We start from the raw sequence: 14418 nt of genomic DNA, 5'->3' as shown, positions 1-14418 counted from the left end.
TGTCAGAAATATTCGAGACTGACGCGGAACATCTGCTCAACCTGCCGCACGGCATTGGCGAGCGCGAAGATCACGATGCGGTCGCCGGGGCGGATGACGAAGGCCCCGTCCGGCTTGATGGCAGCGCCATCACGATAGACGATGCCGAGCCGCATCCCGTCCGGCAAGTCGAGGTCACGCAGCGGCGAGCCCACCAGCGGTGAGGTTTCCAGCGCCTCGGCCTCGATGATCTCGGCCGCACCGCGCTGCACGCTGTGCACGGCCCGGATGCGGCCGCGGCGCACATGCTGGAGGACACGCGAGATCGTCACCGTGCGCGGATTGACATGAGCGTCGATGCCAAGCGTGCGGGTGAAGTCCTGATAGGTCGGGTTGTTGATCAGCGCCAAGTTCGACTTGCAGCCGAGCCGCTTGGCCATGACGCTCGACAGGATGTTGACCTGGTCGTTGTTGGTCAGCGCCACCATCAGGTCGGCGTCCTGGATGTCGGCCTCCAGAAGCACCTTCTGGTCGAGCGCGCTGCCGTTGAGCACGACGGTGCGACGCAGCTTGTCGGCAATGGCGACCGCGCGCTCGCGGGTGTCCTCGATAATCTTGACCTTGGCGCGCGACTGCCGCGCCTCGAGCGCCTTGGCGACATAAAGCCCGATATTGCCGCCGCCGGCCACGACGATGCGCATCGCCTCGACCTCCTCATGGCCGAACAGACCGAGCGTGCGGCGCACCTGGTCCTTGGTCGTCACCACATAGGCAAGGTCGCCCGCAACGAGCTGATCGGCGGAATGCGGAATGAACAGGCGGCCATTGCGCGATACGCCGACCACGGTCGAGGGAAGGTCCGGGAAAAGCTCGGAGAGCTGCGACAGCGGCGTGTTGATGACCGGGCATTCCTCCTGGCACTCGATCGCCACCATCGCGACCTTGTCGTCCGCGAAACGCACGACATCGGTAGCGCCAGGCAACGCGATCCGGCGCAGCACCATTTCCCCGACCTCGATTTCGGGCGAGATGATGACATCGATCGGCAGGTGCTCGCGCGAGAACAGGTTCTGGTAGTGCGGCAGGAGGTAGGACTGGGCGCGGATGCGGGCGATCTTGGTCGGGATGTTGAAGATCGAATGGGCAACCTGGCACGCGGTCATGTTGACCTCGTCATAAAGGGTCACCGCGATGAACATGTCGGCCTGCTGGGCGCCGGCCATTTCCAGCACGTCGGGATGGGCGCCATGGCCGACAAAGCCGCGCACGTCGAGTTGGTCGCGGATGGTGCGCACCAGTTCCGGCGAGGTGTCGATCACCGAAACGTCGTTGCGCTCGGCCGCGAGCCGCTCGGCGATGCCATAGCCGACCTGGCCTGCGCCGCAGATGATTACCCGCATGGTCTGTCCGTCTCCGCCTCACACACCGAGAGACTTCAGTTTCCGGTGCAATGCGGAACGTTCCATACCAATGAACTCGGCCGTGCGCGAGATGTTGCCGCCAAATCGGTTGATCTGGGCGATCAGATATTCCTTCTCGAAATGCTCGCGCGCCTCGCGCAGCGGCAGCGCAAGGATGTGCTGATCCGACTGGTTCGGCGCGCGTGGCATCACGTCGCCGATCTCGGCCGGCAGAAGATCGGCGGTGATCGGCGCCTCGGCATCGTCGCCGCGGGCCAGAATCATCAGGCGCTCGACATTGTTGCGCAATTGCCGGACATTGCCGGGCCAGTTGTGCGCCTGCAGGACCGCCAGCACGTCGTCGCCGACCCGGCGCGACTTGATTCCGGACTGGCGCGCCATCTGCTTCATGAAATGGTCGACGAGATAGGGAATGTCCTCGCGCCGCTCCGAAAGGGCCGGCACGATCACCGGAACGACCGCCAAACGGTGGTAGAGGTCTTCCCGGAACCGGCCCTCGGCGATCATCGCCTCCAGGTTTTGGGCGGTCGAGGAGATGATACGCACGTCGACCTTGACCCGCTTGGCGCCGCCCACGCGCTCGAACTGCTGCTCGACCAGCACACGCAGGATCTTGTTCTGCGTCTCGCGCGGCATGTCGGCGATCTCGTCGATGTAGAGCGTGCCGCCATGTGCTTCCTCAAGCGCACCGACCTTGCGCTCCGCCCCGTTCGGCTCGGTGCCGAACAGCTCGATCTCCATGCGCTCCGGTGTGATGGTCGCGGCGTTCAGCGAAACGAACGGTCCCTCCTTGCGCACCGACATGGCGTGGATGGCGCGGGCCACCGACTCCTTGCCCGAACCGGACGGCCCCATCACCATGACGCGGCTGTTGGTCGGTCCGATTCGTTCGATGGCGTGGCGGAGCTGGTTCATCGGCGCCGACATGCCGATCAGGTCGAACGTGTCGGCGGTGCGCTTCTTCAGGTCGCTGACCTCGCGGCGCAGCTTCAGCGTCTCGAGAGCGCGTTCGCAGATCAGGATGAGCCGGTCCGCCTTGAACGGCTTCTCGATGAAATCGTAGGCGCCGCGCTTGATCGCCGACACCGCGGTCTCGATAGTGCCGTGGCCGGAGATCATCACCACCGGCATCTGCGGATGGATCGTCTTGATCTCGTCGAGCAGGGCCAGCCCGTCGAGGCGCGAACCCTGCAGCCAGATATCGAGGAAGATCAGCGACGGCACGCGGTCGGCGATCGCCGCCAGCGCGCTGTCGCTGTCGTGCGCGGTGCGGGCCTGGTGGCCCTCATCGTCGAGAATGCCGGCGACGAGTTCGCGGATATCTTCCTCGTCGTCGACGACCAGGATGTCAGACGCCATTTCGGACCTTCTTCTTTTCGCTGTCGACGCTGTCGCCAGACGCCGTCGTTTCTTCCGCCCCGTTGCCCTCGAGCGCCGGCAGGAATACCCTGATCAGGGCGCCGCGGCCGTCGAAAAAATCGGCCGGCGCATCGTGCAGTTCGAGCCGGCCGCCATGGTCCTCGATGATCTTGCGGACGATGGCGAGCCCGAGCCCGGTGCCCTTTTCACGGGTGGTCATGTAGGGCTCGAGCAGTCGCTGCCGGTTCTCGCGCGGCAGCCCCTTGCCGTTGTCGACCACATCCACGGTGATCCATTTGCCGGCCTTTGCCGCGGTGATGCGCACCGCGCCCGGCAGATCGCCACGCTCGCTGTCGGATTCGATCGCCTCGGCGGCGTTCTTGACCAGATTGCCGAAGGCCTGGCTCATCAGACGGGTATCGAAGCTGCCGGTGAGCGGCTCCTTGCCTAGCTTGTGCTCGAAACCGATCTCGGCCCGGCTGACCTCGACCAGGAACACCGCCTCGCGCAGGGAATCGCGCAGATCGGTAACCTCCATGGTCGGCTTCGGCATGCGAGCGAATGCCGAAAACTCGTCGACCATGCGGCCGATGTCGCCGACCTGGCGGATGATGGTGTCCGTGCACTGGTCGAAGACCTCGCGGTCCTCGGTGATCACCTTGCCGTAGCGGCGGCGAATGCGCTCGGCCGACAGCTGGATCGGCGTCAGCGGGTTCTTGATCTCGTGCGCGATGCGGCGCGCCACGTCGGCCCAGGCAGAAGAGCGCTGCGCCTGCATCAGGTCGGTGATGTCGTCAATCGTGACGACATAGGCCGGGCTTTCCTGCGTCTTTTCGCCTTCCTCGATCGTCACCTGGACGTTGAAGGTACGTTCCGCGCCGGCACGGAAGAACGTCACCTGTTCACGATAGACCGGCCGGCCGGACCCGCGCGCGATCTCGAAAACCCGGCCGATATGTGGCAGCACCGAACTCAGCCTGTCGCCGAGCGCCTTCGATGCTCTGACATGGAGCATGGTCTCGGCGGACCGGTTGACGATGGTGATGACGCCATCCGGGTCGACGCCGATGACCCCGGCAGTCACGCTTGCCAGCACCGCTTCGGAGAAGCGGCGCCGTTCGTCGATCTGGTCCTTGGCCGAGATCAGTTCGTTGCGCTGCGACTTCAGCTGTCCCAGCATCTTGTTGAAGGTGTCCCCGAGCGAGGCGACGTCGCCATCCGAACTGCGCACGGGCACCGAGACATCGAGATTGCCGGTCGAGACCTCGTCCGCCGCGCCGATCAGCTGCCGGATCGGTCGCACCAGCCGGTCGGCGACGGCGATGCCGGTCCAGATCGCGGAAAGCACGATGATCAGCGTCAGCCCGAGATAGACCAGGGCGAAGGCGAACTGGACGGAGGTGCGGCTTTCCTCCAGTTCGCGATAATCGCCGGCGTTGGCCTGGACGATCTGGCGCGCCCGGATCACCTCCGGATCGACAAGCCGGATCGTATAAAGATAGCTGTCATCGATCTCCGCCAGCCGGATGATGGAACCGACGATATTGCGGGTGCGCGGCTCGATCAGCACCGGATCGCCGTCGGCCGCATCCTTGACGGCGCCTGCGGGCGGTTCCGGCATCGCAAACTCGGCGCGCGTGTCGGCCTGGATGATGACGCTGCCGTCGTTCCGGATCAGGGCGGCGTGGGCCAGTCCGCGGCCTACCGCCTGCTGCGTCATGAGTTGCTGGAAGCCTGTGCGGTCGAGGCTGTAGAGGGCCCTGTTCTGGTCGAGCGTCACCGCCATCGACAACGCCGTGCCCTGCAGGTTGCGCGCATTCTCCTGGACGTATGCCTCGGCGATCGACAGCGACGAACTCACGATCGCCTTGGTCTTGATCTCGAACCAGCGATCGAGCCCGATGTCGAGCGTGATCGACGCGATGATGGCGACCGCGAGCGCCGGAACGGCTGCGATCAGCGAGAACAGCGCGACGATGCGCACGTGCAGCCGCGAAGCGGCCTTGCCGTGCCGGCGCGCCACGATGATGCGGTGCACCTCGCGGCCGATCAGCGCGATCAGCGCCAGGATGAGCGTGACGTTGACGGCAATCAGCGTCAGCGTGACCTGGCGGGTCGGCAGGATCGGTCCGAGACCGACCAGGATCGAAAACGAAACGGCCGCGCAGATCAGTGCCGCCACGACGGCGATGATGCCCGGCAACGCCAGCAGCCTGCGCCCCTCCGGCGAGGCGGGGCCGATCACGTCGCCGGCCCGCATGAGTTCGGTCTGAGTCGTCATTTCCTGCCACGCAGTCGCCGTGGCACTCATGCAACACAATGTGGCGATTCTGCAACAAAATCGCGGCAGTCGTGGATTTTTCGGGCGCTCAGCCGCCGCGTGCGGTGCGGTAGACGTTGATGCCCAATTCGCGGATCTTCTTGCGCAGGGTGTTGCGGTTGAGGCCCAGCAGTTCGGCTGCCCGGATCTGGTTGCCGCGCGTGGCCGTCATTGACGCCAAGACCAGCGGATATTCGACCTCGGCCAGGATGCGCTGGTAGAGCCCGGCCGGTGGCAGCTCGTCGCCATAGGATGTGAAATAGCGCTGGAGATAGTGCTCGACCGCCTGGCCGATTGTGATGTTGTCGGGCAGCATCGCCTGCGTCTGTCCGGCCTCGGGCCGCGCCGCGCCGCTCAATTCGGCGTCGATGATCTCGGCGGTGATCTCTTCCTGCGGGTAGAGCGCGGCCAGCCGCCGCACCAGGTTTTCCAGTTCGCGCACATTGCCCGGCCACGAATAGCGTTTCATGGCGTCGAGCCCCGCCGGGACGACGCGCTTGGCCTGCAGGCCTTCCTTCTCGGCCGCGGCAAAAAAATGCCGCACGAGGTCGGGTACGTCCTCGGCGCGCTCGCGCAGCGGCGGCAGGCGAAGCGGCACTACGTTAAGGCGATAGAACAGGTCCTCGCGGAACAGGCCCTGATTGATCAGGGTGCGCAAATCCTTGTTGGTGGCGGCGACGATGCGCACATCGGTCTTGATCGGGGTGCGGCCGCCGACGGTCGTGTATTCGCCCTGCTGCAGCACGCGCAGAAGCCGGGTCTGCGCCTCCATCGGCATGTCGCCGATCTCGTCGAGAAACAGCGTGCCGCCCTCGGCCTGCTCGAAGCGTCCGGTCGAGCGGTGCTGGGCACCGGTGAAGGCGCCCTTCTCGTGCCCGAACAGTTCCGATTCGATCAGGTCGCGCGGGATCGCAGCCATGTTGATGGCAACGAAGGGGCCGTTGCGGCGGCGGCCATATTCATGCAGCGCGCGGGCGACCAGTTCCTTGCCGGTGCCGGATTCGCCGCTGATCATGACCGTCAGGTCGGTCTGCATCATGCGCGCCAGCATGCGGTAGATGTCCTGCATGGCTGCCGAGCGGCCGACCAGTGGCATCGATTCGGGCTGGTCGTCGCTACGCTGTTCGGCTGCCGGCTGTTTCGGCTCCGACAGGGCGCGGTTGACGATGCCCAGCAGTTCGGTGAGATCGAACGGCTTGGGCAGGTATTCGTAGGCGCCCTTTTCGGAGGCCCGGATCGCCGTCATGAAGGTATTCTGCGCACTCATGACGATGACCGGCAATTGCGGCCGCGCCTTCTTGATGCGCGGCAGCATGTCGAAGGCGTTCTCGTCGGGCATGACCACATCGGTGATCACCAGATCGCCCTCGCCCGCCGCCACCCAACGCCACAGCGTCGCCGCGTTTGACGTCACGCGCACGTCGTGGCCGACGCGCGACAATGCCTGGTTCAGCACGGTGCGGATTGCGGCGTCGTCGTCTGCAACAAGAATGCTGCCGTGGCTCATCGATCGTCTCTTTCCGGGGTTTGGTCGCCGCGCCGACTGCCGCTTTCCTTCCAGGCCGGCATCAGGATGCGGAACGTGGTGCCACGCGGGGAGGAATCGCATTCGATGACGCCGCCATGCTCGCCGACGATCTTCGCGACCAGAGCCAGGCCAAGGCCGGAGCCGTTCGTCTTGCTGGTGATGAAGGGATCGAACAGGATCGGCAGGATGTCGTCGGGCACGCCGGGGCCGTTGTCGTGGACGCAGAATTCCAGCGGCAACGAGACGCGGTCGCGGGTGCCGGGAACGGCGAGCCTGATGCCGGGCCTGAACGCCGTCGACAAGGTGATCTCGCCGCCGGTATCCGGCCCGACGGCCTCGGCGGCGTTCTTGACCAGGTTGAGGAACACCTGGACCAACTGGTCGCGGTTGCCGTAGACCGGCGGCAGCGACGGATCGTAGTCCTCGAGGATACGGACCTTGTTCGCGAAGCCGTTGCGGGCGATCGCCTTCACGTGGTCGAGCACGACATGGATGTTGACGGCCTCGCGGGCGATCGGGCGTTCGTCCGAGAAGACCTCCATGCGGTCGACCAGCGCCACGATGCGGTCGGTTTCGTCGGTGATTAGCCGGGTCAGCGCCCGATCCTCGTCTGATGCACTCGATTCCAGAAGCTGGGCGGCGCCGCGAATACCGGAGAGCGGGTTCTTGATCTCGTGGGCAAGCATCGCCGCCAGCCCCGTGACCGAGCGTGCCGCGCCGCGATGCGTCATCTGGCGATCGATCTTGTCGGCCATCGAGCGTTCCTGGAACATCACCACCACGGAGCCCGGAAGCTCCGGCACCGGGGCGACGAGGATATCGACCAGCTTGTCGCCGCCAAGGCGCGGCGAAGAGATATCGACCCGGTATTCGTTGACCGGCGACTGGCGCTCGCGCACCTGTTCGACGAGTGTCAGCAGCGGGCTGCCGAACGGCACGAAATGGCCGAGCGTGTTGCGCGCCAGCATGACGGCGCTGGAACGGAAAAAGTCCTCGGCGTCGGCATTCGCGAAGGAAATGCGGTCGTCCGCGTCGAGCATGATGACGGGGTGGCGGATGGTGTTCAGCACTACCTCGGCCAGCGACACCTGCGGCGGGGAAAGCGTCGCTGTCGTCATGCGGCGCTCCTCAGGCCGGGCATGGCGTCGCCTTGCAGAATGAAGGCGGCACGTAGCGCGGCGGCGACCTGCCCGGGATCGGTGCCGGTCATGATCGCGTGGCGATCCGCCTGTTCGAGCGCTTGAGCGTGCCGGTCGAGATACCAGCCCAGATGTTTCCGGGCATGGCGCACGCCGGTCGTCACGCCATAAAGGGACAGCATGTCGCGATAATGGTCGACCACATAGTCCGCGATCTCTTCCGGCGAACTTGGTATGCCCGGCGCGACCGTGCCCGCGGCACGGGCGGCGATGGCGCCGGCGATCCACGGCGCACCGCAATGGGCGCGCCCGACCATGACCGCATCCGCGCCGGAGGCTTGCAGGACCGCGACCGCGTCGTCCTCCGTCTTGATGTCGCCATTGGCGATCACCGGGATCGACACGGCCTCCTTAACCCGCCGGATGGCGCGCCAGTCTGCCTGCCCCTTGTAGAACTGGCAGCGGGTGCGCCCATGCACCGTCACCATCCGCGCACCGGCGGCCTCGGCCCGGCGCGCCAGCTCGGGCGCCAGCAAAGCGCTTTCGTCCCAGCCGAGCCGCATCTTCACGGTGACCGGAACCGAAACGGCTTCGGCTGCCGCCGCGATCAGCGATTCGGCAAGGTCCAGATCGAGCATCAGTGCCGACCCGCAATAGCCGCCGGTCACCTTCTTGGCCGGGCAGCCCATGTTGATGTCGACGATGTCGGCGCCCTCGCCCGCCGCGATCCGCGCGCCCTCGGCAATCCAGCGCGCCTCGCGGCCGGTCAGCTGAACCACGCGCGGCGTTTCGTCGGCCCACAGCAGTCGCCGCCTGGTGTCGCCACGCCCGCGTGCAAGCTCGCCGCTGGCAATCATCTCGGAGACCACCATGCCCGCACCGTGGCGGAAGGCGCGGCTGCGAAAGGCGCTGTCGGTGATGCCCGAGAGCGGCGCCAGAAACACCCGGTTGCGAATTTCGACCCCGCCGACCCGCAAGGGCTGAGCCAGATCGTCAAGAACTGCCATGCACATTTTCCGCGCACAATCTCATGCTGCTTAATCCTTAGCCATTGACGGACGATGTTGCAATGCGGAATCCAGCATCCGGACTGCACGCCGGATAAACTTCTGGCCTTCCCCCGGCAGCCTCGCTAATCCAGCGCGACTGATACGGAAAAGGCCCATGTCCACGCGCGAGAAGGGAACGATCGCCGCCGTCATCGTCGCGGCAGGCCGCGGCGAACGCGCAGGCCAGCGCGACGGGCCGAAGCAATATCGCTCCATCGGCGGACGCGCCGTGCTGGCTCATACCATCACCGCGTTTTTAGCGCATCCCCTCGTCGGCAGGCTGGTCGTCGCCATCCATCCCGAAGACGAGGAGCTGTTCCGCACCGCCGTTTGCGACCTGCCCCCGGACGTCGTCATCGTCCATGGCGGCGCGACGCGGCAGGCCTCGACCTTGCGGGCGCTTAAGGCTCTCAAACCCTCCGCGCCAGGCGCGGTGCTGATCCATGATGGCGTCCGGCCCTTCGTGTCGGAGGGCCTCATTGCGCGGGTCGCAGCGGCTGTCACTGCCGATACCGGCGCACTGCCCGCGCTAGCCATTGCCGATACGCTCAAGAAGGCGGGCAATGGCGGCATCGTGTCAGCGACCGTTCCGCGCAATGGCCTTCATGCCGCGCAGACGCCGCAGGGCTTTCCGTTTGCCGCCATCCTCGCTGCGCATCGCCAAGCGGCTGCTGAAGGCCGCGACGACTTCACCGACGATTCGGCCATCGCCGAGTGGGCCGGCCTTACCGTGCGCATCGTCGAGGGCGAGCCCGACAACATCAAGCTGACCTTCGCACGGGAGATCGTTATGGCGGACGAAAAGCTGCGCATGAATGCATCGGCGTGGCCTGACGTGCGCACCGGCAACGGCTACGACGTGCACGCGCTCGGACCCGGCGACCATGTCACGCTGTGCGGTGTCGACATCCCGCACGACAAGGCGCTCGTTGGCCATTCAGATGCCGATGTCGGCCTGCATGCGCTTACCGACGCGCTTCTGGCGACCTGCGGCGCCGGCGACATCGGCACGCACTTTCCGCCATCCGACCCGCAATGGAAAGGTGCTGCTTCCTCGAAGTTCGCCGCGCATGCCGCAACGATTGTCCGCGAGAAAGGCGGTCGCATCGCCAATGCCGACGTCACGCTGATCTGCGAAGCGCCGAAGATCGGCCCGCACCGGCCGGCGATGGTCGCGGCCCTCGCCGCCGCCCTCGGCATCGAGGAACACCGCGTCTCGGTCAAGGCAACGACCAACGAAAAGCTCGGCTTTCTGGGCCGCGGTGAAGGCATTGCCGCGATCGCGACGGCGACGGTGGTTTATCCGGGCAGCCTGTCATGACGACGCATGACGATCTCGCCCGGGCGGTCCTGGCGGCCTGCGAGAGCCGCGGCCTCATGGTCGCCACGGCTGAATCCTGCACCGGTGGCATGGTCGCGGCGGCGCTGACCGACATCGCCGGCTCCTCCGTCGTGGTCGAGCGCGGCTTCGTCACCTATTCCAACGAGGCCAAGGTGGAGATGCTGGGCGTCGATCTGCAGACTCTGGCCCGGCATGGTGCGGTATCCGGCGAAACGGCGCGCGAGATGGCGGTGGGCGCACTCGATCATTCGCGGGCGGATATAGCCGTGTCGGTGACGGGCATTGCCGGGCCCGGCGGTGGCTCTGCCGAAAAACCCGTCGGGCTGGTCTGGTTCGCCGTCGCGCGGCGCAACGGCAACGTCGCCGCGCATCAGCGCCGTTTCGGTGATCTCGGCCGTGATCCGGTCAGGCGGGAGGCGCGCGACCTTGCGCTTCGACTACTCCTCGAGGAAGCCGAACGCGAGCGTTGAATGCGCTTCGGCCGCCGTCGACCGCCTATTTCTTTCGCATCATCGCCGAGATGATGTTCGAGTAGTCGTCAGTCCAGGCGCGCGTTGTTCCCGCCTCCGGCACCGTCCAGCGCGGATCGTCGAGCATTGGCCCGAAATGCGCGGCCTCGCGCGCAATCACCGCCACGCGGGACTTCGCCACGTGGCGCTCGGCGTCAGCCGCGTCCGGCGTGAAATGGCCAGTGCGGATCGCCAACCCCTCGTCCCGGGCGATCGCCGCCAGCACGCTGCCCAGTTCCAGATGGCGGTTCGAGATATGCATGACGACAACGCCGTCGGCGACGACCTTCGACAGATAGAGCGCGATCGCCTCCCGGGTCATGAGATGAACCGGGATCGAGTCGGAAGAAAAAGCGTCGACCAGAAGCAGGTCGTAGCGGTGGTCCGGTTCGCCGGCGAGCGTGATCCGTGCATCGCCGACGATCATCGGGGCATCCGGCGCGCAGGACGGCATGAAGGAGAACAGGCCCTTGTCGACCGCCGCATCCACGACGCTGCGGTCGATCTCGAAGCCGGTCCAGGTTTCGCCCGGCGCGCGGTGGCAGAAGGCGCTGCCGGTGCCGAGCCCGATCGCCCCGACCTGATCCATGGCGCCGCCCCGGCGCCGCTGCATTGCATGGATGGCGGCTGCGATCCCGCCGGAGGAATGGTAGTAGGTCAACGGTTCGGGCCGGTCGCCGGAGTTCGAAAGGGCCATCGCCCCGTGGATGGTGGTGCCGTGGCGCATGAGCCGAAAGCGCCCGTCCGCCGTGTCGCTGACGCGCACGACGCCGAAGAAGGAGCGCTCCTGGAAGAGTTCGCCCGAGGCATGACTTTGCAGGAAGGCAAGCGGGATCACCGGTATCAGCATGATCAGTCGGGCGGCTGGCTGGAAGATGCCGATCACCAGTGCCGCGAACGCGAAGCCGATCAGGACTGCGGCAAGCGCACCGCCGCTGAAGAACCGTTCCAGCGCTTCGAACTGTGCCCCGGTCAGGATCATGGCGCCCAGAACGGCGCCCGTTGCAACGAAGGTCGCGATCTCGCCCGCGGGCCGCGCCGCGATGCGCGGTCCGATCACCATGACCAGGAGGATAAGCAGCACATACTCGGCCACCCATTCGAAGGCGATCGGCGCGATCAGCGACGCAAAGATGCCGCCCAGCACACCGCCGAACGACATCCACAGGTAGAACGCCGTCAGACGCGCAGCCGGCGGCCGGCGCGCCACCAGCAGGCTGTGGCAGAACAGCGCCGCGATGAAGAAGAACGCGAGATGGATACAAAGCGCGATCCAGATCGGGACCATCGAATGCGCATAGATGGCGATCAGGGCGGCGGTCGCCGCGAACGGCAGGACGGAGCCCAGTCGCCTTATGGTGAAGATCGGCCGCCGCGCGAAGGCGAGCACGAAGGTCAGGAGGAAGAGCGCCAGCGGGGCCACCCAGAGGAAGGGTGCGGCGGCCACATCGACCGAAATGTGCGCAGTGACCGCAACCAGAAGGCCGGAGGGGATGAAGGCGAACAGGATCCAGCGCGCGGTCTCTCCGATCGAGCCGCTCATTTCGCCTCCCGTCTGGTTCTCCGGCCCGTTCTCAACCGGTGCCTCGACGGAAATCACGAGCATTGCCGCGCCGACGATCATCGCCGCCAACAGGGCAAATCCCGCGGCCCACATGGCCGATTGCAGCGATAGCGTGAAAAGCGGTTCGAAAAAGATGATGAACAGGATCAGCGAAGCAAACGACCCGAGATTGCTGGCACCGTAGAGGAAATACGGGTCTGCCGCGTGCGGATGGCCGGTGCGGGCAAACCAGGCCTGCAAGAGCGGCGCATTGGCCGAAACGGCGAAGAACGGCAGGCCGACGGAAACGCCGAACAGGCCGAGCAGCCAGAGCGACTGGCCGGTCTCGGGCGGCGTTTCCCAGCCGGCAGGAATGGCTATCGGCAGGAACAGGAAGGCTGCGGCGAGCACAACGGCATGGAGGAGAGCCGCGGCACGCAGGCCGAGGCGGCTGGTCAGCAGGTGCGCATAGCCGTAACCCAGCAGGAGAACACCCTGGAAAAAGACCATCGCCACCGACCAGACGCCGGGCGAACCGCCAAGCCGCGGCAGCACCATCTTGGCGAAGAACGGCTGGACGGAAAAAAGCAGGAAGGCGCTGAGTGACAGCGTCAGTGCAAAGACCGGCAACGCAAGGCGCACCGCCGGCGAACTCCGCTCCGTGGCGACCCTGTCGATGGTCGTCATGATGTTCTCCCTGACCGCGAGGCGGCCAAGGTAACGCGCGGGGGGTTAACCCGGCTTTTACGTGGCCGTGGCGCGGTTCGGCGCGCCGTAGACCTCGTCGGCGCGCTTTTCGAAAGCCGAGGCGAACATGCGGAAGGCGCGGTCGAACATCGCCCCCATCATGGCGCCGAGGATGCGGCTCTTGAACTCGTAATTAATGTAGAAATGGATGTCGGTGCCGCCGCGGCCGTCGGGCTCGAAACGCCAGCGATTGTCGAGGAAACGGAACGGACCGTCGAGATATTTGACGTTGATGGCGTGGTCGCTCTTGCGCGCGATCACCTGGCTGGTGAAGGTCTCGCGGATCGCCTTGTAGCCGACGGTCATGTCCGCGACCGACAGAACGACGCCGTGGCCCTCCTTTCGCGAACGCACCGCAAGCGCCTCACACATCGGGACGAACTCCGGGTAGCGCTCGATGTCGGCGACCAGCGCGAACATCTCGTCCGGCGCATGTGCGACGTTTCGGACCGTCTCGTATTTGGGCATGGCGGCCTACGCGGTGGCCGTCTTCGCCAGATGCGCCTCGCGCGCATCGCGCAGGCGGGCGAAGTCCTCGCCTGCATGGTGCGAGGAGCGCGTCAGCGGGCTCGCAGACACCAGGAGGAAGCCCTTGGCGTAGGCGACCGTCTCATAGGATTTGAACTCGTCCGGAGTGACGAACTTCTTTACCGGATGGTGCTTTTTCGTCGGCTGCAGATACTGGCCGATGGTGAGGAAATCGACGTCCGCCGTCCTCAGATCGTCCATCAGCTGCAGCACCTCGTTGCGCTCCTCCCCAAGCCCCACCATGATCCCAGACTTGGTGAACATGGTCGGGTCGAGCTCCTTCACCCGCTGCAACAGCCGGATGGAGTGGAAGTAGCGCGCGCCGGGCCGCACCGTGAGATAGTGCGACGGCACCGTCTCCAGATTGTGGTTGAAGACATCGGGCTTCGCCTCCACGACGATCTCCAGTGCGCCGTCCTTGCGCAGGAAGTCCGGCGTCAGCACCTCGATCGTGGTCTCCGGCGATTGCTCGCGGATAGCGCGAATGACGTCGGCGAAGTGGCGCGCGCCGCCATCCTTCAGGTCGTCGCGGTCGACCGACGTGACGACGACGTGGTTGAGCCCCATCTGGCGAACGGCCGAGGCCACGTGGTCGGGCTCTTCCCGGTCGAGCGCGTTCGGCAGCCCGGTCGTGACATTGCAGAAGGCGCAGGCGCGGGTGCAGATTTCGCCCATGATCAGGAACGAGGCGTGCTTCTTGTCCCAGCATTCGCCGATATTCGGGCACCCGGCCTCCTCGCACACGGTGACCAGCTTGTTGGTGCGCACGATCTCGCGGGTTTCCTGATAGCCGCGCGAGGTCGGCGCCCTGACGCGGATCCAGTCAGGCTTGCGCAACACCTCCTGGTCGGGGCGATGCGCCTTTTCCGGGTGGCGCGGGCGAGGCCGGTTGGCGACGGTGTCGATGACTGTGACCATGTCTCTCCGTTTCGGGCCTTAGCGGCTTTCCCTCGC

General features: G+C 65.8%; 11 protein-coding genes. 2 read left to right on the top strand and 9 right to left on the bottom strand.

Annotated features, from left to right (window positions below):
• Window positions 1-2 precede the first annotated feature (2 nt).
• From trkA to dusB, 6 genes are all read right to left on the bottom strand, one after another.
• Complete coding sequence (gene trkA / locus FQ775_RS07155; protein ID WP_146301063.1) at window positions 3-1379, bottom strand: Trk system potassium transporter TrkA; 1377 nt, start codon at window positions 1377-1379, stop codon at window positions 3-5.
• An 18-nt stretch (window positions 1380-1397) separates the two neighbouring features.
• Window positions 1398-2759 carry a nitrogen assimilation response regulator NtrX gene (gene ntrX / locus FQ775_RS07150; protein WP_146301064.1) on the bottom strand — a complete coding sequence of 454 codons (1362 nt, stop codon included), beginning with the start codon at window positions 2757-2759 and terminating at the stop codon, window positions 1398-1400.
• The gene (locus tag FQ775_RS07145) at window positions 2749-5040 is read right to left on the bottom strand and encodes a sensor histidine kinase NtrY-like (RefSeq protein WP_146301065.1); all 2292 of its coding nucleotides are present in this window, start codon (window positions 5038-5040) and stop codon (window positions 2749-2751) included. Before FQ775_RS07145 ends, ntrX begins: the two co-directional genes overlap by 11 nt.
• 88 nt (window positions 5041-5128) lie before the next feature.
• A complete protein-coding gene (gene ntrC, locus FQ775_RS07140) occupies window positions 5129-6586 on the bottom strand; it encodes a nitrogen regulation protein NR(I) (protein WP_146301066.1) in 1458 nt (485 codons plus the stop codon).
• Window positions 6583-7725, bottom strand: a complete 1143-nt coding sequence (locus FQ775_RS07135) for a two-component system sensor histidine kinase NtrB (RefSeq protein WP_146301067.1) — start codon at window positions 7723-7725, stop codon at window positions 6583-6585. The genes ntrC and FQ775_RS07135 overlap by 4 nt, the downstream gene beginning before the upstream one ends.
• Window positions 7722-8753, bottom strand: a complete 1032-nt coding sequence (gene dusB / locus FQ775_RS07130) for a tRNA dihydrouridine synthase DusB (protein WP_146301068.1) — start codon at window positions 8751-8753, stop codon at window positions 7722-7724. The genes FQ775_RS07135 and dusB overlap by 4 nt, the downstream gene beginning before the upstream one ends.
• A gap of 157 nt (window positions 8754-8910) precedes the next feature.
• Here dusB and FQ775_RS07125 point away from each other — a divergent pair, with 157 nt between their 5' ends.
• Both FQ775_RS07125 and FQ775_RS07120 read left to right on the top strand, forming a co-directional pair.
• A complete protein-coding gene (locus FQ775_RS07125) occupies window positions 8911-10116 on the top strand; it encodes a bifunctional 2-C-methyl-D-erythritol 4-phosphate cytidylyltransferase/2-C-methyl-D-erythritol 2,4-cyclodiphosphate synthase (RefSeq protein WP_146301069.1) in 1206 nt (401 codons plus the stop codon).
• Window positions 10113-10607: a CinA family protein gene (locus tag FQ775_RS07120; protein ID WP_146301070.1), complete on the top strand. Its 495-nt coding sequence runs from the start codon at window positions 10113-10115 to the stop codon at window positions 10605-10607. The genes FQ775_RS07125 and FQ775_RS07120 overlap by 4 nt, the downstream gene beginning before the upstream one ends.
• Before the next feature lie 25 nt (window positions 10608-10632).
• On the opposite strand, the gene FQ775_RS07115 is transcribed toward FQ775_RS07120, so the two are convergent.
• The 3 genes from FQ775_RS07115 to lipA are packed head-to-tail and all read right to left on the bottom strand — an operon-like array spanning window position 10633 to window position 14382.
• The gene (locus FQ775_RS07115; RefSeq protein WP_146301071.1) at window positions 10633-12876 is read right to left on the bottom strand and encodes a fused MFS/spermidine synthase; all 2244 of its coding nucleotides are present in this window, start codon (window positions 12874-12876) and stop codon (window positions 10633-10635) included.
• A 57-nt stretch (window positions 12877-12933) separates the two neighbouring features.
• Window positions 12934-13404, bottom strand: coding sequence for a type II toxin-antitoxin system RatA family toxin (locus FQ775_RS07110; RefSeq protein WP_146301072.1), 471 nt, complete (start codon window positions 13402-13404; stop codon window positions 12934-12936).
• A 6-nt stretch (window positions 13405-13410) separates the two neighbouring features.
• A complete protein-coding gene (gene lipA / locus FQ775_RS07105) occupies window positions 13411-14382 on the bottom strand; it encodes a lipoyl synthase (RefSeq protein WP_146301073.1) in 972 nt (323 codons plus the stop codon).
• Window positions 14383-14418 lie beyond the last annotated feature (36 nt).

The organism is Nitratireductor mangrovi (genome assembly GCF_007922615.2).
Taxonomy (GTDB): domain Bacteria; phylum Pseudomonadota; class Alphaproteobacteria; order Rhizobiales; family Rhizobiaceae; genus Mangrovimarina; species Mangrovimarina mangrovi.
Note: the sequence above shows the minus strand (reverse complement) of the source record. Positions and strands in the feature narration are given on the sequence as shown.